The sequence below is a fragment of the [Brevibacterium] flavum genome, from assembly GCF_019317305.1.
GTDB classification, from domain to species: Bacteria; Actinomycetota; Actinomycetes; order Mycobacteriales; family Mycobacteriaceae; genus Corynebacterium; species Corynebacterium glutamicum.
The window spans coordinates 2,082,397-2,103,863 of the sequence record NZ_CP079240.1; the positions used below are offsets into that span (position 1 = coordinate 2,082,397).

General features: G+C 55.1%; 21 protein-coding genes, 1 pseudogene and 1 riboswitch. Of the genes and pseudogenes, 9 read left to right on the top strand and 13 right to left on the bottom strand.

Annotated elements, in window-relative coordinates:
• The first annotated feature begins 10 nt into the window (after positions 1–10).
• Positions 11–940: an iron-siderophore ABC transporter substrate-binding protein gene (locus KW808_RS10150; protein WP_170844373.1), complete on the top strand. Its 930-nt coding sequence runs from the start codon at positions 11–13 to the stop codon at positions 938–940.
• A 450-nt stretch (positions 941–1,390) separates the two neighbouring features.
• Here the strand turns inward: KW808_RS10150 and rplS are convergent, their stop codons facing one another.
• A complete protein-coding gene (rplS, locus tag KW808_RS10155) occupies positions 1,391–1,732 on the bottom strand; it encodes a 50S ribosomal protein L19 (RefSeq protein WP_003857579.1) in 342 nt (113 codons plus the stop codon).
• Positions 1,733–1,980: 248 nt separating this feature from the next.
• Positions 1,981–2,093, top strand: a riboswitch (TPP riboswitch).
• 1 nt (position 2,094) lies between these two features.
• Here rplS and KW808_RS10160 point away from each other — a divergent pair.
• The 5 genes from KW808_RS10160 to KW808_RS10180 are packed head-to-tail and all read left to right on the top strand — an operon-like array spanning position 2,095 to position 5,954.
• A complete protein-coding gene (locus KW808_RS10160; protein WP_003861893.1) occupies positions 2,095–2,760 on the top strand; it encodes a thiamine phosphate synthase in 666 nt (221 codons plus the stop codon).
• A complete protein-coding gene (gene thiO, locus KW808_RS10165) occupies positions 2,757–3,881 on the top strand; it encodes a glycine oxidase ThiO (RefSeq protein ID WP_003861894.1) in 1,125 nt (374 codons plus the stop codon). The genes KW808_RS10160 and thiO overlap by 4 nt, the downstream gene beginning before the upstream one ends.
• A gap of 13 nt (positions 3,882–3,894) precedes the next feature.
• Positions 3,895–4,092 (top strand): sulfur carrier protein ThiS, encoded by a 198-nt coding sequence (gene thiS / locus KW808_RS10170; RefSeq protein WP_003857586.1) that lies wholly within the window; start codon positions 3,895–3,897, stop codon positions 4,090–4,092.
• Position 4,093: 1 nt separating this feature from the next.
• A complete protein-coding gene (locus KW808_RS10175) occupies positions 4,094–4,876 on the top strand; it encodes a thiazole synthase (RefSeq protein ID WP_003861895.1) in 783 nt (260 codons plus the stop codon).
• Position 4,877: 1 nt separating this feature from the next.
• Positions 4,878–5,954 (top strand): ThiF family adenylyltransferase, encoded by a 1,077-nt coding sequence (locus KW808_RS10180; protein ID WP_003861896.1) that lies wholly within the window; start codon positions 4,878–4,880, stop codon positions 5,952–5,954.
• Positions 5,955–6,216: 262 nt separating this feature from the next.
• Here the strand turns inward: KW808_RS10180 and KW808_RS10185 are convergent, their stop codons facing one another.
• From KW808_RS10185 to trmD, 7 genes and pseudogenes are all read right to left on the bottom strand, one after another.
• Positions 6,217–8,493, bottom strand: coding sequence for a Tex family protein (locus tag KW808_RS10185; protein WP_003861897.1), 2,277 nt, complete (start codon positions 8,491–8,493; stop codon positions 6,217–6,219).
• 10 nt (positions 8,494–8,503) lie between these two features.
• On the bottom strand, positions 8,504–9,481 hold the full coding sequence (locus KW808_RS10190; RefSeq protein ID WP_034983811.1) for a LacI family DNA-binding transcriptional regulator: 978 nt from the start codon (positions 9,479–9,481) through the stop codon (positions 8,504–8,506).
• A gap of 35 nt (positions 9,482–9,516) precedes the next feature.
• A pseudogene (locus KW808_RS10195) lies at positions 9,517–11,004 on the bottom strand (anion permease).
• A 46-nt stretch (positions 11,005–11,050) separates the two neighbouring features.
• Positions 11,051–12,304, bottom strand: coding sequence for a class-II fumarase/aspartase family protein (locus KW808_RS10200; RefSeq protein ID WP_003861900.1), 1,254 nt, complete (start codon positions 12,302–12,304; stop codon positions 11,051–11,053).
• A 593-nt stretch (positions 12,305–12,897) separates the two neighbouring features.
• On the bottom strand, positions 12,898–13,278 hold the full coding sequence (locus KW808_RS10205; RefSeq protein ID WP_034983812.1) for a hypothetical protein: 381 nt from the start codon (positions 13,276–13,278) through the stop codon (positions 12,898–12,900).
• 15 nt (positions 13,279–13,293) lie between these two features.
• Positions 13,294–13,986, bottom strand: a complete 693-nt coding sequence (locus tag KW808_RS10210) for an SNARE-associated domain-containing protein (RefSeq protein WP_003861903.1) — start codon at positions 13,984–13,986, stop codon at positions 13,294–13,296.
• Positions 13,983–14,861, bottom strand: coding sequence for a tRNA (guanosine(37)-N1)-methyltransferase TrmD (gene trmD / locus KW808_RS10215; protein WP_044394231.1), 879 nt, complete (start codon positions 14,859–14,861; stop codon positions 13,983–13,985). Before trmD ends, KW808_RS10210 begins: the two co-directional genes overlap by 4 nt.
• 26 nt (positions 14,862–14,887) lie before the next feature.
• Between trmD and KW808_RS10220 the strand changes: the two genes are divergently transcribed.
• A complete protein-coding gene (locus tag KW808_RS10220) occupies positions 14,888–15,538 on the top strand; it encodes a DUF4232 domain-containing protein (RefSeq protein WP_003861907.1) in 651 nt (216 codons plus the stop codon).
• Here the strand turns inward: KW808_RS10220 and rimM are convergent.
• Positions 15,535–16,050, bottom strand: a complete 516-nt coding sequence (rimM, locus tag KW808_RS10225) for a ribosome maturation factor RimM (protein ID WP_003861909.1) — start codon at positions 16,048–16,050, stop codon at positions 15,535–15,537. The two genes, KW808_RS10220 and rimM, sit on opposite strands and share 4 nt — an antisense overlap.
• Positions 16,051–16,179: 129 nt before the next feature.
• Between rimM and KW808_RS10230 the strand changes: the two genes are divergently transcribed.
• The gene (locus KW808_RS10230; RefSeq protein WP_003861911.1) at positions 16,180–16,530 is read left to right on the top strand and encodes a cupin domain-containing protein; all 351 of its coding nucleotides are present in this window, start codon (positions 16,180–16,182) and stop codon (positions 16,528–16,530) included.
• A gap of 71 nt (positions 16,531–16,601) precedes the next feature.
• On the opposite strand, the gene rpsP is transcribed toward KW808_RS10230, so the two are convergent.
• Entirely contained in the window at positions 16,602–17,111 is a 510-nt protein-coding gene (gene rpsP, locus KW808_RS10235) for a 30S ribosomal protein S16 (RefSeq protein ID WP_003856343.1), read from the bottom strand.
• Between the two features lie 315 nt (positions 17,112–17,426).
• Here rpsP and KW808_RS10240 point away from each other — a divergent pair, with 315 nt between their 5' ends.
• Positions 17,427–17,903 carry an ankyrin repeat domain-containing protein gene (locus KW808_RS10240; protein ID WP_003856346.1) on the top strand — a complete coding sequence of 159 codons (477 nt, stop codon included), beginning with the start codon at positions 17,427–17,429 and terminating at the stop codon, positions 17,901–17,903.
• A gap of 19 nt (positions 17,904–17,922) precedes the next feature.
• On the opposite strand, the gene KW808_RS10245 is transcribed toward KW808_RS10240, so the two are convergent.
• The 3 genes from KW808_RS10245 to ffh form a co-directional block, all read right to left on the bottom strand.
• Positions 17,923–18,792: an ABC transporter permease gene (locus tag KW808_RS10245; protein WP_003861914.1), complete on the bottom strand. Its 870-nt coding sequence runs from the start codon at positions 18,790–18,792 to the stop codon at positions 17,923–17,925.
• Positions 18,789–19,667 (bottom strand): ABC transporter ATP-binding protein, encoded by an 879-nt coding sequence (locus tag KW808_RS10250; protein WP_003861916.1) that lies wholly within the window; start codon positions 19,665–19,667, stop codon positions 18,789–18,791. The genes KW808_RS10245 and KW808_RS10250 overlap by 4 nt, the downstream gene beginning before the upstream one ends.
• Positions 19,668–19,742: 75 nt before the next feature.
• Positions 19,743–21,386 carry a signal recognition particle protein gene (gene ffh / locus KW808_RS10255; protein ID WP_003861918.1) on the bottom strand — a complete coding sequence of 548 codons (1,644 nt, stop codon included), beginning with the start codon at positions 21,384–21,386 and terminating at the stop codon, positions 19,743–19,745.
• Between the last annotated feature and the right edge of the window lie 81 nt (positions 21,387–21,467).

Below are 21,467 nucleotides of genomic sequence, written 5' to 3' on the forward strand. Positions count from 1 at the left end.
CCTTTTGCCTATGCATATGAAGATTAGCCGGCGCGCATTCCTCGGCACACTGCTCGGCGCCACCACCCTTGCTGTAACTGCCTGCGCGCAATCCTCTCAAAACCAAAACTCCTCCGCTTCCTCAGCGGAATCAAGCACCTCTTCATCCTCCTCCGATGAACAGCGCATCGTCGCCCTCAACACCGGCCAGTTGGACAACCTCCTCCTTCTCGGCATCACCCCAGTGGGCGTCGCCGCTGCAAAAAACTCTGACCTGATCCCACAGTTCCTCAAGGATCGCTTCAGTGCAGACATGGACTTGGACAGCATCGCCGACTGCGGTCTCCGCCAATCTCCAGACATCGAAGCCATCGCGAACCTCAACCCCACCCTGATCTGCGCAAACTCCCGCGCCGACGAAGAGCTCCTCAACAAACTCCGCACGATCGCCCCCGTGGTCACCGGCGAAGGTGGCGGTGAAAACTGGAAGCAAGACCTCCTCACCATCGCAGAGGCAGCAGGCCAGAAGGAAAAGGCTGAAACCCTCCTGAAATCATACGAGGACTCAGCAGCCAAAATCGCCGCAAACCAGCCTGCGAACCCACCAACCGTGTCCTTCCTGCGCACCAAAGATCAGGAATTCCAGATGTACGGCGCACAATCCATGGCCGGAACGGTTGCTGCCGATTGCGGTTACGCCCGCCCAGAAAACCAGCAGTTCACCGATACCGCAGGTCAGGATCTTTCCGCCGAGCTCATTGCCCAAGCTGATGCCGACTGGCTTTTCTACGGCATCAAAGAAGGCAACATCAACCCTGAAGACACCCCATTGTGGACTTCCCTCAAAGCTGTTCAGGCCAACCAAGCAATCCCAGTTGACGGCGATTCCTGGTACCTCAACGCATCCCTCGTGTCGGCTGAAATCATCCTCCAAGGCCTCAAAGACAACGTCACCGTCTAAGCCGATTTAAGGCCCCCAATTTCCCGAATGGGTGTTCCCCTCAACATGGCACCGAAAGGCCCTTAGAATCGATTCTATGAGGTCACTTTTTGTGGGCCCAAACTCAAATTTTAGTTTGCTCCAGAGGAAACCAGACAGGCGTGCCCATAGTTGTCGAAATCGACAAGTTTTGGCACGTGTATCCGGTTATCGGAGCCTCAAACCAAACAGGCGTGCCCAAATCCCCCAAATCACGGAAGTTTTGGCACCCCTGTTTGGTTTTTCCTTTTGGTCGCCCCGAAATGACCCCACCCAAGTCTTACCCGAGTTTCCTGCGGGATGAGCGCGGGATAAACCCCGCAAAACCCCACAAAACCCACCCCAAGAAACAAAGAAACCCCCAACCAATCACTTAAAGTGACTGGTCAGGGGTCTGTTAAGTACTAGAAGCACCTAACAAACGCTAAATAATTAGCGCTTCTCCTTAATACGTGCAGCCTTGCCGCGCAGTTCGCGCAGGTAGTACAGCTTCGCACGACGAACGTCACCACGACGAACGACCTCGATCTTCTCGATGTTTGGGGAGTGTACTGGGAAGGTACGCTCAACACCGATGCCGAAGGAAACCTTACGTACGGTGAAGGTCTCGCGGATTCCGCCGCCCTGACGGCGAATGACAACACCCTTGAACAGCTGGGTACGGGTGGTGGTGCCTTCGATGACCTTGACGTGTACGTCGAGGGTATCGCCGGCGCGGAATGCAGGAACGTCGTCGCGCAGGGATGCTGCGTCGATCTTATCCAGAATGTTCATATAAACAATCCTTTTACTAGTAGGGAAAGAGGACCCTGGCGGCACTTCCCCAGGCTTGGGGTGCTCGGCCGGTTCGTTTCCGTTTCAATTTTCGAGGCTGTCACGTTTGCCCAACGTGAGTTGGGGTTTGCACAGTCAACTGAAGTATTCTTTCACATGTGTGCCTTGGTTTTCAAACTGGGGTCTGCTCCCCTCACTTGGGTGCACTAACCGTTGACAAATCTTGGTTGTCGGGCTTGACTGGTGGCGACTTACCCCACGGGTGCCCAATGCATTGGGCTGAGATTGCGCGCTGTTGCTGCGCGGGACCGTTCGAACCTGTCTGGTTAACACCGGCGAAGGAAGCGAGGATTGATTGTCCCGTGTTTGAAAATCGTTTTGACCTGCGTTGTTATGTTGTGACTGGTGCGGGCTCGGTGGATGAGGTTGTGCACACTGCGTCTGCTGCGGCTCGTGGTGGCGCGGGTGTGGTGCAGGTGCGTTCAAAGCCTATTTCGCCAGAAGCGATGAGGGAGTTGGCATCAAAGGTTGCGCTTGAGGTTGCGCGGTACAGCCCAACAACGAGGGTGCTTATCGACGACCACCTCCACGTTGCTTCTTCCTTAATGCGCGAAGGACTCCCGATTCACGGTGTGCATCTTGGGCAGGATGATGTGTCGGTGCTTGAGGCTCGTGAGTTGTTGGGACCTGAGGCGATCATTGGGTTGACCACTGGAACCCTAGAACTTGTGGCGGCGGCGAATGAGCTGTCCGATGTGTTGGATTACATCGGTGCTGGGCCGTTTCGGAAGACTCCCACCAAGGATTCAGGTCGGCCACCGATTGGCCTTGCGGGTTATCCCCCTTTGGTGGAATTGTCCAAGGTGCCGATCGTTGCGATTGGTGATGTCACCCCTGCCGATGTGCGCGCTCTCAGCGCAACCGGTGTGGCTGGCGTTGCCATGGTGCGGGCTTTTTCTGAATCTGATGATCCACAGCAGGTCGCTGAAAATGTGGTGGCTAACTTTGAATTAGGAAGGCTCTCATGAAAAAGCATGCGATTATTATCGGCGGCGGAATCATTGGGTTGACCACCTGCTTTGAATTCCAGGAGGCTGGTTACCAAGTCACGTTGATTGATCCTGACCCAATTTCCGGTGCGACTCATCATGCTGGCGGAATGTTGGCCCCCACCGCGGAGGTGCAGTATCAGCAACATGATCTGATTTTGTTGATGAAGGAATCCGCTCGCCTGTACCCAGACCTCCTCCAAAGAGTGTCTAAATACACGGACTTGCCCACTGGGTATCGCACTGATGGAACCCTTCTTATCGGTGCGGACCGCGCGGATGGCATGCATGTTGCGGAGTTGATTAAGTACATGCATTTGAAGGATTTGCCTGTCGATGTGTTGACTACTCGTCAGGCAAGGGCTGCGGAGCCAGCGTTGTCGCCGAGGATTTCCAAGGTGGTCAGCATTGATGGGGATCATCAGCTGTCGCCGCGTCTGTATGCCCGGGCGTTATTGGATGCCATTTTGCAACGCGGTGCGGAGCATATTGCCGACGCTGTGATCTCTATTGATGGCCACGATCCGTGTTTGACCGTGACGATGAATTCGGGGGTGAGGGTTGCGTCGAAAAGCGTTGTTGTTTTGGCGGCGGGCCTGGGCGCCGCAAGCATTCCCGGCTGGTTTGAGGGCGCGAACCCATTGCAGTTGAGGCCGGTGTACGGCGATATTGTGCGCGTGCGCGTGCCGGAGCGACTGCAGCCGATGGTCACCAAGGTGGTGCGCGGGTTTGTGGAAGATCGTCAGATTTATATCATTCCGCGTACCGATGGCACCCTCGCGATCGGCGCGACAAGCCGTGAGGATCACCCGCAACCTCGAACGGGCGCAGTGCATGATTTGCTACGCGATGCTATCCGTTTGATTCCGGGCATTGAAGAAACCGAATTTATCGAAGTCACCTGCGGCGCCCGCCCCGGCACCCCGGACGACCTGCCGTACCTGGGATGGGTTGGATCCAATGTGATTGCGTCCACAGGATATTTCCGCCACGGAATTTTGCTGTCAGCCCTTGGTGCGCGCGCTGCCGTTGATATGGCAACCAACCAGCCACTGTTCCCCACTCTTGATGTGTGCGATCCGTTTCGCCACCAAATTTAAGGATTTTTCACAAGTGATTACCTACACCTTCAATGGCACATCTATGCGCTCTTCCGAATTGACCGTGGAGCAATTGGTCCACCAAGAAATCGGCCACGACACTGGAGTCGCCGTGGCAATCAACGCCGCGGTCGTACCCAGATCCCAGTGGTCACGCGCCATTTGTGACAACGATTCCGTAGAAGTTCTCACCGCAATTCAGGGAGGTTAAAATGCTGCATATTGCTGATAAAACTTTCGATTCCCACCTCATCATGGGCACCGGCGGAGCCACCTCTCAGGCGTTGCTGGAGGAATCCCTTGTCGCCAGTGGAACTCAATTGACCACCGTGGCGATGCGTCGACACCAAGCAACCACCTCTAGCGGAGAATCCATCTTTGCCATGCTGCGCCGCCTCGAGATCGCCCTTCTCCCCAATACCGCAGGCTGCCGCACTGCCCGCGACGCCGTCCTCACTGCACAATTGGCTCGGGAAGCCCTCGATACCAACTGGGTGAAAGTGGAGGTCATCGCCGATGAACACACTTTGCTGCCCGACACCGTTGAGCTTCTTGATGCCTGCGAACTCCTCGTCCACGACGGCTTCACCGTTCTGGCTTACACCTCTGACGATCCCATCACTGCCAGCCGACTAGAAGACTGTGGCGTTGCAGCTGTCATGCCATTGGGCTCCCCGATCGGAACCGGCCTGGGCATTCTCAACCCGCACAACATTGAACTGATTTGCAGCCGCGCGAGCGTACCCGTGATCCTCGACGCCGGTGTAGGCACTGCCTCTGATGCCACACTCGCAATGGAACTCGGCTGCGACGGCGTCCTTCTGGCCTCCGCTATCAACCGCGCCCAAAATCCCGTCGCGATGGCCAAATCCATGTTCCACGCCGTTGAAGCCGGAAGATTAGCCGCCCAAGCAGGCCGGATCCCGCAACGCCAACATGCGGTGGCCTCATCAAGTTTTGAAGGTTTGGCATCCTGGGCGGAGCAGGTACTTTAACATGGCACAGCTTCCCACATCTGAGCTTCACCGCACGGCCCGCCAACTCGCGCTCCCCGGATATGGCATTGAGCAGCAGGAACGACTTTTCAACGCCCACGTTCTAGTCATCGGCGCAGGCGGTCTCGGCTGCCCAGTCATGCAGTCGCTGGCTTCCGCAGGCGTTGGAACCATCACGGTCATCGATGACGACACCGTCGACATTTCCAACATTCACCGCCAAATCCTCTTCGGCGCAAGCGATGTCGGTCGACCCAAGGTCGAGGTTGCCGCCGAGCGCCTCAAAGAACTCCAACCAGACATCACCGTCAACGCGTTGCACGAACGGATCACTCCAGAAAACGGCTGCGAGCTGCTCAATTCCGTGGACCTCGTCTTAGACGGCTCCGATTCTTTCTCCACAAAATACTTAGTGTCTGATGCCGCCGAAATCACCGGAACTCCCCTCATCTGGGCAACGGTACTGCGCTTTCACGGCGAACTGGCACTCTTCAACTCTGGCCCCGTCCACCGCGGAGTCGGCCTGCGCGATGTCTTCCCCGAACAACCCTCCGCCGATTTCGTCCCCGACTGCGCCACCGCTGGTGTTCTTGGCGCCACCACAGCCACCATCGGCGCACTCATGGCCACTCACGCCATCGGATTTCTCACAGAAATCGGCGACGTCCAACCAGGCACAATCCTCTCCTACGACGCATTCCCCGCCGCCACGCGCAGCTTCCGCGTCTCCGCCGACCCGGCGCGCCCACTGGTCACCCGCCTCCGCGCCTCCTACGAGGCAGCGCGCACCGATACAACTTCGCTTATCGACGCCACCCTCAACGGCTCCCTCACCGCCCTCGATATCCGAGAGCCACATGAAGTTCTGCTCAAAGACCTCCCCGAGGGCGCAACGTCACTGAAGCTCCCCTTAAGCCAGATCACCTCGGACAGCGACATTTTAGAGGCACTGTCTGGAATCGACGGCGACATTTTGGTCTACTGCGCTTCGGGAATCCGCAGTTCCGACTTCATCGACAACTACTCCCACCTCGGCCACAAATTTGTGAATCTTCCCGGTGGGGTCAACGCGCTGTAGCTGTCAATTTAAGAGGCCAGAATTCTGGGATGAGTCAAAGCATGGCCTGCGCACTTTGAGGCGCTCAGAGGCGATTCTGTGAGGTCACTTTCTCGTGCCCCCAACTCATTTTTTGCGGTACTTCACGGCGGGCTGCCTGATTAGACCAAGACGCCCCCTGGCGAATCAGTCCTTGGCCTAATACTGCACTAATCCGCTCTCGAAATGTGAGATTCAGACCAAGGGGAGCTTGAGAACACTCCCGCTTGGTTTGAAAGTTGCCTTAACCACCGAGGCCGGCGCGTCGTAAAGCATCTGCCATGGAACCTGCGGCGGGCTTAGCGGACTGTTTTTGCGGAGCTCGCTGCTGTTTGGCTGGTCGGTTTCCGCGCTTTTGCGGAGCTGGGGCACCGGGTTCATCGGTCAAGCGGAGGGAAAGGCCGATGCGTTTGCGGTCGACGTCAACTTCCATGACCTTTACCTTCACGACCTCACCAGAGCGAACAACTTCGTGGGGGTTGGAGATGAATTTGTCGCTCATCGCGGAAACGTGAACGAGGCCATCTTGGTGCACTCCCACGTCAACGAATGCGCCGAACGCCGCAACGTTGGTGACAGTTCCTTCCAGGATCATGCCGGGTGTGAGGTCGGAGATTTTCTCCACGCCTTCTTTGAAGCTGGCGGTTTTGAATTCTGGGCGGGGGTCACGTCCGGGTTTATCCAGCTCGGCGATGATGTCGGTGACGGTGGGGATGCCGAATCGTTCATCAGCGAAATCAGCGGGCTTCAATTTGGTGAGCACCGCAGAGTTTCCGATCAGTCCCGAGACATCCAATCCTGTGGCTTTCGCAATGTTGCGAACAACTGGGTACGCCTCGGGGTGAACAGCGGAGGCGTCGAGAGGGTCGGTGGATCCAGAAATGCGGAGGAAACCAGCACACTGTTCAAAGGCTTTGGGTCCCAGGCGAGGAACTTTGTTCAGTTCTTTTCGGGAGGAGAATCCACCGTTTTCGTTGCGGTACGCCACGATGTTGTTTGCCAAGGTGGCGGTCACTCCGGCAACTCGGGTAAGAAGTGGTGCGGATGCGGTGTTGAGGTTAACTCCGACTGCGTTTACTGCGTCTTCGACGACACCATCAAGGGTTTTGGCAAGTGCAACCTGGTTGACATCGTGTTGGTACTGGCCGACTCCGATGGCTTTGGGCTCAATCTTGACGAGCTCCGCCAGTGGATCCTGGAGTCGCCTCGCGATAGAAACTGCACCGCGGAGGGAGACGTCCATGTCGGGGAATTCTTCGGCTGCGATCGGTGATGCCGAGTACACGGATGCGCCCGATTCGGAGACCACCACGGGGGTTGGTCGCGTGCCACCTGCGGCTTTGATCATGTCAGCTACTTCGGCGGCAAGTTTTTCCGTTTCCCTCGAGGCAGTGCCGTTGCCGATCGCCATGAGTTCCACACCGTGGGTCGCGCACAGATTAGCCAGTTCAGATACGGCTTCCTTCCAGCGGTTTTGGGGCTGGTGTGGGTAGACGATCGTGGTGGCAACATCCTTACCGGTGGAATCCACGACAGCTACTTTCACACCGTTGCGGAATCCCGGGTCAAGACCAATTGTGGAGCGCTGACCAGCGGGAGCTGCAAGGAGAACGTCGCGGAGGTTGGTGGCAAACACATCGAGTGCGCCTTCCTCTGCTTTTTCTTTCAGACGCATGCGCACATCCAATCCGGAGGACACATACAGTTTGGTGCGCCAACCCCAGCGCACAGCCTCAGCCAGCCAGCTAGAAGTGTGGGTGTCCAGGGAGAATCGGTCGGCGATCAAACCTTCGTAGATTGTGTCGTCGCCCGCATCGAGGTTGAGGCTCAGCACACCTTCGTTTTCACCGCGCAGCAGCGCCAAAATTCGGTGAGATGGAAGCTTGTCAAAAGGTTCGGAAAACTCAAAGTAGTCCTTGAACTTTGCGCCTTCCTGCTCCTTGCCCGCCACCACGGATGCTGCCATGGAACCCGCGCGATACATTTGCTCACGCACCTCGCCCACCAAATCGGCATCGAGCGCGAAGCGGTCAATCAAAATGGCGCGAGCGCCATCCAAAACTTTTTTGGAATCCTCAAAGCCTTCGGTCGTAAATGCAGCTGCCTGCGCTGCGGCGTCGAGGGACGGGGCGTCGATAAGCTTATCGACGAGCCCCTCCAGGCCCGCCTCCCTAGCGATATCGGCCTTCGTCTTGCGCCGTTTTTTGAACGGCAGGTACAGATCCTCCAGGCGAGCCTTGGTGTCGCATCCCAAAATCAGCGAGCGTAAATCGTCGGTGAGTTTGCCTTGTTCCTCAATCGCGGCGAGGATGCTTTGTTTACGATCCTCCAGCTCACGGAGGTAACTGAGGCGTTCTTCCAGGTCACGCAGTTGGGTATCATCGAGTCCCCCAGTGATTTCCTTGCGGTACCTGGCGATGAACGGAACGGTGTTTCCTTCATCCAAGAGCTTGATGGCGGCCTCGACTTGTTCATCTTTGACGCCGAGTTCGAGAGCAATCGTTCGAGAAATTGATGACATTTGGGCAATTCTACCCGGAATGTGTGCTCGACCCCCGAAGGATCACCTGCCCCTGCAAAACCACATCGCCGGTGGGAAGTTCAGGATTTTCAATCAGATCTACCAACAAGCGCACGGCCTCTTTCCCCATCTCCTCATGCGGTGGAACAAACGTGGTGATCCCCGCGCCGACAAAGCTGTACCACTCAGGATCGTCATAACCACCAATCACCACATCGTGGGGAACGCGGACATTCAGGCGAGTAAAAGCACGCATCACCCCAGCCATCAGCCGAGGAGACGCCACAATCAAAGCATCGGGAAGGCCGTTGTTAAACACCACCTGAGCTATCTCTTCGCCAGATTCGACAGAATAGTGGCCAAAATGGAACGTCACCTCAGCCCCATATATCGACGCCGCATGACTAATACCGCGCATTCGTTCCTGCGTGGTGGAAAGTGATTCTTCACCAACCAAAGCAGCAATGTTCATTCCGCTGCCGCCCAGCACCGACTCGGTCAGCTGAAAAAACCCAGCCTCATCATCACACAACACCCGAGGGAAACCAGGACCCAATTCACCACGAGTCAACTGCACCATGGGGATTCCTTCAGGAGCAATTGAGCCGACCACTGGAACGTGGATAATTCCTGCAGCTTGAATCGAAATCAACGATTCCATCACCACGTCCTGCGCCTGCACACTGTTGGCCTCCGCAACCAGCATTTGATAGCCAGCAGCTTTCAGATCCTGCTGAATAGTCTGCAGCGATTCCGAATAATACTCATTGGACAAATCCGGAACAATGACCCCCACCAAGGCACTGCGATGTTCCCGCAACGCCTTGGCCAGCTGATTTGGTACATAGTTCAGCTCTTTAGCCGCCGCCTGAACTTTCTCCCGCGTCTGCGGGGACACATACCCCTTGCCAGATAGGGCCCTCGAGGCTGTGGCGTAACCGACGCCAGCTAACTCAGCCACTTCCTTGAGGCTCGATTTTGCTGACATCTTCACACACCCTTACCTTTTGCCTTTGACTTCGATTACCAGAGTCCGATGACATTCATCCACAAACCACCGATAACCAACCAGATTGTAATCGATACCGCGCCAGCAATTGCCGAGGTCCGCCACCACTCACCCACCGTGATGTAGTTCAAACCGAACAATGTTGGCGAAGGAGCACCAGAATACTGAGTGAGTGAAGAGAACAAATTAGACGTGTACGCCAGAACCAGGGCCGCCATCAACGGGGGTGCGCCAATCGCAATCGCAGCACCCAGGAAGGCCAAGTACATCGCAGAAATATGCGCTGTTGCCGAGGCAAAGAAATAGTGACTGAAGAAGTAAATCAGCACCAACACAACCAAAGCAACGACCCGGTTCATGCCACCCAAACTGGAAGCAATTACCTCAGAGATCCATGCGATGAATCCGTACTGCGATAACGCTGTTGCCATCATGTATAGCACCGCGAACCACACCATGGTGTCCCACGCAGTCTTTTCTTGAATGATGTCCTCCCACGTCAATACGTGAGCCAGCAGCAAGATGATGACACCAACAAATGCGGTGGTGGTTGCAGAGATTCCCAAAACCAAGTCGCCAACCGTCCAGAGCAGCAGCAACACGACAAAGGTTCCCGACAGCACCTTCTCACCATAAGCGAACCCACCCAATTACTTGAGTTCATCAGAAGCCATCGTCTTGACCTCAGGGGTGTCCTTCAACTCTGGTGGACAAATCTTATACACCACCCACGGCACCACAATAAGCGCCACTAAACCAGGCACAATCGCACCCACAGCCCAGTTGGTCCACGTGATATTGACATCCATCTGCGACGCCAACGATGCGATCAAGGGGTTTCCTGCCATTGCAGTTAGAAACATCGCGCACGTAATCGCATTGACTTGTCCCACATTCAGTGCAAGAAACGCACCAGCCCTGCGACGAGTCGGGCCAGGAGTGGAATCATAAGTCAAGGCCACCGACTTCATAATCGGCGTCATAATGCCGCCACCTCGGGCAGTTGCTGATGGAATCGCAGGAGCCAACACCAAATCAGCGAGTGCCAAACCATAGGTCACACCCAGCATTTTTCCGCCGACTTTAGACACAAAGAACAACGCTATTCGACGTCCAAGCCCCGTCTTGATGAATCCACGCGAAATCAGGAACGCCATCACAATCAGCCAAATGGTGCCGTTACTGAAACCAATAAGGCCATACACCGCGCCGGGATCATCAGAAGACGCCGTCAACGGCACCAAACCAGTTAGTACCGCGGTAATCATGCCGATAATTGCCACGGCACCCATTGGCATTGGCTTGAGAATAATCGCCACAATCGTTGCGATGAACAGGCCAAACATTCGCCACGCTCGATCCGTGAGTGCTTCAGGGTGCGGGGCAAACCACATGGCAACCACAATCAACGCTGAAATTCCCAACTTGATTAAAAGATTGCTCCAATGGGACCTGGCAGGTGCATTAACACCTTGGGATTGGTTCTTGATCGGTGTACTCATCGTGCGTAAACTCCTGAACGATTCGAGTTGTTAAAGTTTTGGGTTGTTAAAGTTGGGCATTCCAGGCGGCGACAGCTGCATTCACCATGGATTGTGCTTCGCCGACGTAGTCTGCAGGCTGCGCAAAACTCTTAGGCAACAGGTCTTCGACCCCATGTTGAACTGCAATTATCGGCAGTTCTTCTGCCAGCGTGGTGTGCTCTTCACGAGTCTTTGTGGATGCTTCATAAACCAAGTCATGAGCTTTCTCACGCCCCAGAGCTGGAGCTAGTTGAATCATCTGAGCTTCCGCCATGATCAATCCACCATCAAAAGCCAAGTTCGAGGACATACGATCTGTATCCACTCGCATTCCTTCAGCCACCACAATGGCTTCATCGAGTGCAGCGCCAGCTAGATTGGCCAACGTTGGAATGACAAGCCATTCTCCCTGCCACTCTCCTGCTGCTCGTTCATGTCCCGATTCCTGAAGCCGTGGCAAAGTCGAGGTCAAGGCACCCGCCACCACTGAAATACCAATCATGAGCTCGGAAGAAATCGGGTTGACTTTCTGAGGCATCGTGGAAGATGCACCCCGATGGGAGTTGTAAGGCTCAAAAACTTCTCCGATTTCAGTTCGGGAAAGATCAACGATGTTTCGGCCAAATTTTGCCATCGATCCACACAGCGTTGAGCACACCCATCCGAAGTCCCCAAGCACATCGCGTTCCACATGCCATGACACCACCGGGTCCTTCAGATCCAACAGGCGAGCCATCTCTGCACGAACCGTTGCCGCTTGTTCGCCTTGTGCTGCGTTGTTTCCACCAGCACCAAACAGCGAAATGACTCGCACGCGCTCGAGTGCTTCCTCAAGTCGTTCCCTCTGCCTGCGGATTTGATCCAAAAAGGTAGCGAGGGTTGCTCCAAATGTAGTGGGAATTGCCTGCTGAGCATGGGTGCGTCCCGGCATCACGGTGTCTTTGTGTTCTTCAGCCCGTGCTGCCAGTGCATTCCCCAGACGCACGATCTGTTTATCAAGGGCGTTCAAAGAGGCAGTCATTTGCAACACCAGTCCAGTGTCCATGATGTCTTGGGTCGTGGCGCCGTAGTGGACTCGCCCGTTGGGGCCTTCTGGAAGGTGACTTGCGATTTGTCTTACCAAGCCAAGGATGGGGTAGCCGACATTTTTGGCATCTTTCCACAGCTTCTCGCGGTCAATGTTGGAAAGGACTGCCGCCTGCTTGATCTGTGCAGCATCGTCTTCAGTAATCACGCCATGGCGGGCTAGAGCAGTTGCGAGTGCTCTCTCCGAAGCCAACCAGCTTTCGATTGTGGCATCTGAAGAAAAGATTTCTAGTTGAGTGTCATTTCCTGCGTACTGCCAAAGTTAGGAGAACGGGGCTTTGTCAGTGGGATACATTGTGCGCGCTCCTAGCACCTATGGGCTTGTGTGGAATCGTTTCCATCTTCCATGTGAAATCGTATCCACAAAGGTATGATGATCATTATTCCTGGAGCCGAAAAGTAGGAAAACTCACACTTGCCCCACGCGGCGTTTTAAGCGCTCAGATTTGAGAAACGCACCCGAGGGTCAATCTAGTCGAGCTCCCCCCTTAAACGGTCATATAAAACATCATCATTTCCGCATGTAATGGGCGATTTTGGCACCTGTGAGATCCCTGATCAAGAATCCGACCAGCTAGCATACCTGAAGCTCTAAATCGAACGAATTTTTGCATGGAACCTCGGTTTTCGTGCAAATTTTCGACTGATTTCGGGTCCCCACCACCCAAATCGGTCGGATTTTTGCATCTCACCATCCACCGCGGTGCGGATCCAGCATTTTCCGCAGTGCCCCTCCCGAAAAGCATTTCCGCCAGAACGGCGGGCTAACTGACTAAACGCGGAAAACTAGCCCCGATACTGCCACGCGCATGATGCGTTAACGCCAGGTTCGGTCGCACCTTCAAGGGAAGTTCCATACCAGTAGATCCCCTGAGGCAACGCCCCCACCACCTTTTTGGTGAGGTCTTTAAGCTCCAGGTCGGAGGAGCCGTTAATTACTAGGCGGTGGAGCACTTCCACAATTGGTGGGTGGCCTTCGAGCTGGGAGAACTGGGTGACAAGCATGTTGTCGGGTTCGCAGGTGAGGTCGACGATCTGGGAGTGGATTTCAGAGGCTGCGAATCCGGACTCACTCAATGTCGCTGGTAGGTTTTCTAGTACTTTTTCCCATTCGCTGGGGACGATGAGGATGTTGAGGTCGGTTGAAACTTCTCGCATAGTGGTCATATTCCTTTCAACCATTTACTTGGCAAATTGCTTCCGTGCGCGGAAAAACATCAGCGCCAGCAATCCTAAGGTTATCCAAAGCATGTAGCGGTTGACCACGTTGACGATGTCGAGGACTTGTTCGCCGAAGGTGTAGCCCAGCCAGATGAACAGTCCGTTGACCGCCAAGACGCAGATGGCGTTCCAGGCCATGATGATCCAGAAGCGGATTTTCACCAGGCCGGCCACCGCGTTGAGGATGGTTCCCGGCACGGGTCCTGGGAGGTATGCGAGTGGAATGAGGCCGATGATCCAGGCGTAGAGGCGGGTGGATTCGGAGTCGATAGATTTTTTGAACATGCGGTGGAAGCGGGGCATGTATTGGAGGGACATGTCGATAAACTCCATGCCCCAGCGCTTACCCATCAGCCAATAGACGGGCATGAACTTCAGTGCGCCGATCAGGGTGCAGAGCCAGTAGACCCACCAGATGCCGTTTTCTACCGAAGCGTTCGCGCCGCCCACGACTGCACTGGTGTAACCGCCGACGATGAGGGTATAGGCCAGCGGTTGGGTGAGCATCCAGGCGCGCAGTGGGATCATGCAGAGGGAGAAAATGCCCATCACAATGAGTGCGATGAACAAAATGATGTCGGCGCGTTCTGGGTTGCTGAGAAATTTCGGGAGTTCGGGCTCTGGCTTTGGGGGTTGAGGTGTGGTCTCTGTCATTTGTCCAGTCCCAATACTTTGAGGTCGGTGGAATCGAGGAGGGATGCGTCGATAAGCTCAGGCCTAATTGCCTGGGTGCGTAGGAGCGCCTGATCGCGTCGCCAGCGATCGACCTTGGCGTGGTTGCCCGAGAATAGTACTTCGGGGACGTCAAGTCCGCGCCAGGTGCGCGGCTTTGTGTACGACGGGCCTTCGAGCAGGCCATCGGAGAAGCTGTCTTCTTCGTGGCTACGACGGTTTCCGAGCACGCCAGGGATCAGGCGCACGACGGCTTCCGCGATGACCAGGACTGCCACTTCCCCGCCGATCAGCACATAATCGCCGATCGATACCTCGCGCACGCGGTAGCGGTTGGCGGCATCATCAATAACGCGCTGGTCAATGCCCTCGTAGCGCCCGCACGCGAACACAATGTGCTCCTCGTTGGACCACGCCTGCGCATCCGCCTGCGTGAACGGCTTGCCAGCCGGGGTGGGCACCAGCAGCAGCGGCAGGTCGCGGTCTTCTTCCACGACATAAGCATGCTTTTCGACGCCACCCAGCTCATCATGGCGCGCATTTTTCAGGTGCAGCGAGGCCGAATCGAGTTCCGCACCACTCACCCGGCCTGCGGCGACATCATCAAGCGCTGGCCCCCAGACCTCTGGCTTCATCACCATGCCCGGGCCACCGCCATACGGGGTATCGTCGACGGCCTTGTGTCCGCCGGTCGCCCAATTCCGAAGATCATGAACACCGACTTCCAAAATGCCATCCTCAATCGCCTTACCCAGCAGGGCATGGCGCAGAGGATCCAGGTATTCGGGGAAAATGGTCACGACATCAAGCCGCAGACGGTGGGAATCAAGATTTTCGGAGCTAGTCACGGACTTCAATCTACCAAGAGGTCTACGCTGGAGGCATGAAGCCTCACACACTTTTGCGACAAGCTTTAGCAATCGGCAGCGTGGGTGGGCTCTTGGTGCTCAGTGCCTGTGGCAATTCTGATTCAACTTCTCCTACTGTTTCGGAAACTGTCACAGAAATTGTCACTGAAACTTCGGCCCCTGATTCCACGGCAGCCCCGATAGAATCTTCGCCTGCTACCTCTTCAGATGCTGTGCCTTCAGAAGTTGTGCCTTCAGAAGTCGTGCCCAAGCAATGCACAACCTCGGAACTCAACATCTCAACCGGTACGCAACAAGGCGCTGCAGGAAGCGTGCTGATTGACCTGAACTTCACCAATGCTGGCTCCACAGACTGCACACTCCATGGCTTTCCGGGCGTGAGCTTTGTGGGAATGGATAACGGCACGCAGATTGGCGCGCCAGCGGTTCGGGAAGGAGACGCCTTCCCTGCGGTCACGCTTGGACCCGGTGAGAACACAATCGCCGCTCTGAAAATTTCCAGGGCAGAAAACTACGACTCGGACGCATGCTCACTGCAACCAGTTGATGGGCTACGCGTCTACCCGCCAGGTGAAACCGCATCCGAATATCTTCCGCTGGAAGGATTCAATGGATGCGACAATGATGGTCTTAAGCTGCTGACTATTAAATCTGTCGGAGCCTAAAGATCTAACAAGCCCTCTGGAGGGGTGATCGTTGCGGTTCCTTCTTCCAGATCCACCTCAGGAACAATGGCGTGCACAAAAGGAATCAGTGTTTCCTTGCCTGAGGTCAGGCGGACTTCCAGGATCTCACCGGCTGGGCCATGCATCACGCCGGTGACTTCACCGATATCCTCGCCCTCGTGAATGACGCGCAGACCTTCCAACTCATGGTCGTAGAAGCCATCCTCATCGTCTTCACCCTCAAGAGGTGCCGCAAAGAATCGAGTTCCACGCAAAGAATCAGCAGCGGTACGATCTGGAACCTCTGCGAACTTCACCAAGAGTCGACCTTGGTGCATGCGCGCTGCATCGATGGTCAGTGAATGCTCCTTGCCTGCCTGCTTGCCGTTGAGAACTTCCCCAATGGCGAAGCGAATGTCTGGATCATCGGTGCTCAATTCCACCACGACTTCACCCCGAATGCCGTGGGATTTTACAACTTTTCCGATTTGCAGTTCCTGCTCTGTGCTCATGTATAGAAAGTTTATGTCACGAGCCCACATCCGCCCTATTTCAGCAATGTTTAATACCGGTGGAATCGTTTTTATTAGGATGGGTGGATACCTATCTTTAGTGAGCCGTACTAGCGAGAAAGCTGCCCCATGACTGTTTTCAATGTTCTCCATGACGCACCCGCACCACAGCCGGATAAAAACCGCCCCGGTGTCAAACGTCTCCTCCAAGGTGATGGCGCAAACCTCATCGCCTTCACTTTCAGCCCTGGACAGTCACTTCCCGACCACCGCGCCGCACATCCCATCACCGTGACCGCATTTTCTGGTCAGCTCACCTTCAGCTATGGCGAGGAAACCTTTGAGCTCTCCCCCGGTGTGACAGTGCACTTGGAAGCAGGAGTTACCCACCGCGTGGACTGCCCGCCAGAAGCACCAGGCGATGCAGTAATGCTGTTAACTATGCTCACTGGTGAAAAACACTCAGTCAACCAGGCCTAACAACTAAAAAACCACCCGCCCACGATCACTCGTGTGCGGGTGGGTTTTAAAGAAGTACAAACAAAAGTGGCTTATGCCTCTTCTGCAGCAGCTTCCTCAGCTGGAGCCTCTTCGGACTCTGCAGCAGCTTCTGCAGCGGCAGCCTTTTCAGCAGCAGCCTTCTCAGCTGCTTCCTTAGCTTCCTTGTCCTCGCGAGCCTTCTTCTTCTTTTCAGTGATGGCTTCAGCGGTTGGGCCGTTGTTAGCCTCAGAAAGAGCCTGGTTGAACAGCTCAAGCTTGGATGGCTTAGGCTCTGCAACACGGAGGGTGCCTTCTGCGCCCTCGATGCCCTTGAACTTCTGCCAGTCGCCGGTCACCTTGAGCAGTGCTGCAACAGCCTCGGTTGGCTGAGCGCCAACGGAGAGCCAGTGCTGCGCACGCTCGGAGTTGATCTTGATTACGGAAGGCTCAGCCTTTGGCTCGTAGATACCGATGTTCTCGATAACCTTGCCGTCGCGCTTGGTGCGTGCATCAGCGATGACAACGCGGTAGTGCGGGGTACGGATCTTGCCGAGGCGCTGGAGCTTAATCTTTACAGCCATGTGAATTTTCCTCACTAGGTCACTGGGCAGTACAGTCACTCACCGTGTGCTGGTGAGCCGGTTCAGCCCTTCTTGTTTAACCTGCGCGTGACTCCTCCGGACGACCGGGGTCGTTGGCGGCAATACGCAGGAAAGTCTGTTAGACGTTGCCACGCCCATTCGAGCGCAGACAACCTGAACAATCTTAGCGGTAACTGACCAAGAAATAAAATTGTGGTGTCTTCTTGTCAAATAACCACTGTTTATAGGGCAATTCTTTGGCAATGTACCCAACTCATTACCCACCTGCTGATTCAAAGAGTAGATTTATATAGTGTGCTTCCGATTGCCTCCGGTAACGATGACCGGAATTTAATCCGTTATGTCGACGGTGGTCGATTTGATGAAATCATGCTCACCGGAGACCTCACTGGCCTGAGCAGTTTTCTTACCAACGCTGGCCCGAACGCCCGGGATGATTTTGATCTCACGGTGCTCATGCGCGCTGCCGAGGCAGGCAACCTCATGGTTGTTGCCCGCTTGTTAGATTTAGGTGCCAATCCCCGACTCACCAATCCTCGTGGTGTCACGGCCCTACATATCGCAGCGATCGCCGGGGACGATGGCATTGTGGAATGCCTCATTGATGCAGGCGCTGAAGTCGATGCTGTAGATGATCAAGGTCGCACTCCCCTATGGAACGCAGCGGCTCATCATCTGCCTGATTCTGCGGTGGTGGATGTGCTGCTTCGCGCAGGTGCGAATGTGAATCTGCGCGATTGCAATGGAGTCAGCCCAGAAGACATGCTGTAGAAGCATTCTTTAGCAGGATTTATCGCACCACGCTTTTCATTTTGGACGCGGCAATGAGTCCAAACACCGCTCCCCATGCGGCAACAATTCCTACTGCCACCCATGTAGAAACGGGTTCCCCAAACATTTCCAGTTTGAGTCCGTATCCGAATTGGAAGATATCGAAGGCTTCGGGTGGAAGTGAAATCGCGTCCAATGCTGGGGCCACCACAATTTGTCTGATCAACATTCCAGCTGGGGTAAACGGGAGGAAGTTCAACACGTTTGTCACTGCTTCAGGCAATGCGATGGGTGGAATATAAGCAGCAGATAAAAAGCCCGCCAGGGTGCCTACCAGGCTTGAAAGCGCAGACATTCCGGCTTGAGATTTCACCAAGGTGATCAGAAATGCTGCAATTGCGGAAAACACCAGGGTGAGCAGAAGCAAGGCGACTACCAATTCGAGCACGCGAGCAATGCTCATGCTGAAGTGCCCCAAAATAGCTAAACCAATACTTCCCACCACGATTTCAAAGATCAAAATCGTCATGGCGACAATGACTGCTGCGAAGATATAGGACACCGTCAGCGTCGTTCTGGATACGGGTGCCACGAGGAAATCTTTGATGCCTCCGCGGGTGCGATCTTCAACCAGCACTCCAAGTGCTGCTTGCGGAACAGTGATTGCGGACGTGATGAGAATTCCGGAAAACACCCAATTGAAGACGAATCCTTCAACATCGTCTCGGGCTGAGTCAGGTAGATCCACCATGAGACCGTCAATTTGCAGTTTTCCTAAAAACAGCACGTACAGGCCCAAAAGGATGAGCGCACCCATGATGGAAAACAGCACTGCCATGCGGTCGCGGAAAAAGCAACGCAAGTGTCTGCGTGTCAGAACTGTAATCATGATCGTTTCCGTTCAGCTGTAACTGCTAGAAATACATCGTCCATGGAACCGTGGCGGATCTCTACGTCGAGAACCCCATCTAGTTCTGTTGCCAGGCGCGCAGCTTCGAGCCCATTTTCCAACTTGATCCGCAGGCGGTCACCGTCGATTTCTGGGCTCAAGTGGGCCAACTCTTTACCCAAATGAGTAGGGTCATTTGTTCTAAGAGTCAATTCTGTTGTGGTGTAACGGGCGCGCAGTTCCATCGGGGTTCCTGATGCGACCTCTTTGCCACGGTCAATGATTAGAACTGAATCAGCCAGTTCTGTTTCTTCCATGTAGTGAGTGGTCAAAAAGACAGTGAGGCCCACATCGTTACGCAGGGAATTGATGGTGTCCCAAACTTGGCGTCGTGATCTGGGGTCGAGGCCTGCTGTGGGTTCATCAAGAAAAAGAATGTCTGGGCTGTGCAGTAAAGCTCGTGCGATGTCGGTGCGACGTTTTTCACCGCCCGACAACACTCCGTATCGGCGGTCCGCGAACCCTTCCATCCCGATTTGCTCAATGAGCTGTGCAACCCGCTGCTTCCCCACCCCTGGGTACAGCTGTCCGCGTGTTTCCAAGTTTTCTTTGGCACTCAGCAAAGGGTCTAAGACGGATTGTTGAAACACCACTCCAAGTTTTTCGGAATCTACTTGGCCACCCTGCAGTTCGATCTCCCCAGAGGTGGCTTGATCAATGCCAATCAGGCATGAAATCGTGGTTGTTTTTCCTGCGCCGTTTTCACCTAGAAAGGCGAAGATTTCTCCTTGCGATACGTCAAAGCTTAATTGGTCAACCGCAATGGTGTCGCCGTAGCGTTTGACGAGGTCCCGCACTTTTAGGATGGGTGACATAGTTAAATTTGTAGCAAAAACAAGTAATCGGCGCATCACTTAGGGAAAGTGATGCGCCGACCAACTAAAGCAAAGTTACTTCTTACCGAAGTCTAGGTTGTTGAGATCGATATTCTCCATGCCTTTAGGCAGCTTTGGCATGCCCGGGAGTCCGCCACCAAGGCCTCCCATACCGCCACCTGCTCCACCAAGCTGCTTCTGTAGTTCAGCAAGGTCAGGCATTCCGGCTCCACCCATACCCGGCATCCCAGGCATTCCTGGCATACCGCCCATTGGCATCTTTGGCTGGGTTGGGCCCTTCTTGGTTGGTTTACGCTTGCCGTTCTTACCCTTGCGGCCCTTGGCTTGCTTCTTGGTTGCACTGCGGGATCCAGGACCCATGCCGAACTGGCCAGCCATTTGACCCATCATCTTGCGAGCCTCAAAGAAGCGTTCAACAAGTTTGTTCACTTCGGACACGGTCACACCGGAACCGTTGGCGATGCGCTTGCGCCTGGAAGCGTTGAGGATCTTTGGATTATCGCGCTCGGCCGGGGTCATACCGCGGATAATCGCCTGGATGCGGTCGAGTTGCTTCTCATCAACCATGTCCGCCATTTGGGACATCTGCTTGCCACCAGGCAGCATCTTGAGGATGTTGCCGATTGGTCCCATGCGGCGGATCATCAGCATTTGGTCAAGGAAGTCTTCCAGGGTGAGCTCGCCGGAGCCCAACTTCTGGGCAGCGACCTCTGCCTTTTCCTGATCCATGACTGCTTCGGCCTGCTCGATGAGTGACAGTACGTCACCCATGCCCAGGATTCGGCTGGCCATGCGCTCTGGGTGGAAGACGTCGAAGTCGTCGAGTTTTTCACCAGTGGAGGCAAACATGATGGGCTTGCCGGTGACTTCACGGATGGATAGAGCTGCACCACCGCGGGCGTCGCCATCAAGCTTGGTCAGGACAACACCGGTGAAGTCGACGCCGTCGCGGAATGCTTCGGCGGTGTCTACGGCGTCTTGACCAATCATGGAGTCAATGACAAAGAGCACTTCATCAGGGTTGATGGCTTCGCGGATGTTGCGCGCCTGAGTCATCAGGGTTTCGTCGATGCCGAGGCGACCTGCGGTATCCACGATCACGATGTCGTGCTGGGTGCGCTTGGCTTCCTCGATACCTGCGCGCGCTACCTCGACTGGATCACCGTGGGAGGTGCCCATTTCGTGCTCGAGGGAGTCGATGCTGGTGCCTGGATCCGGTGCGAAAGTGGTAACGCCTGCGCGTTCACCCACAATTTGCAGCTGCTGAACTGCGCCTGGACGCTGAAGGTCACAGGCAACAAGCATAGGAGTGTGACCCTGCTTGACCAGGTGCTTGGACAGTTTACCTGCGAGGGTGGTCTTACCTGCACCCTGCAGACCTGCCAGCATGATGACGGTCGGTGGGTTTTTGGCCAGTGACAGTCGGCGGGTTTCGCCACCGAGGATCTGAACCAGTTCCTCGTTGACGATCTTGATGACTTGCTGCGCGGGGTTGAGTGCCTGAGAAACTTCTGCACCAACGGCGCGTTCCTTGATTCGGTTAATGAAGGCACGAACAACCGTTAATGAAACGTCAGCTTCCAGCAGCGCAAGACGGATCTCACGTGCGGTTGCATTGATGTCTGCCTCGGTGAGCTTTCCTTTGCCGCGCAGGCCGGAAAGCGCGCTATTCAACCGATCGGACAGTGACTCAAACACGAATGAACTCCCAGTAGGTTCTAGGGTGCGGGGTTGCTAATCCTTAAATACTAGCCGGTCGGCCCTCCCAGGTCACGTTAG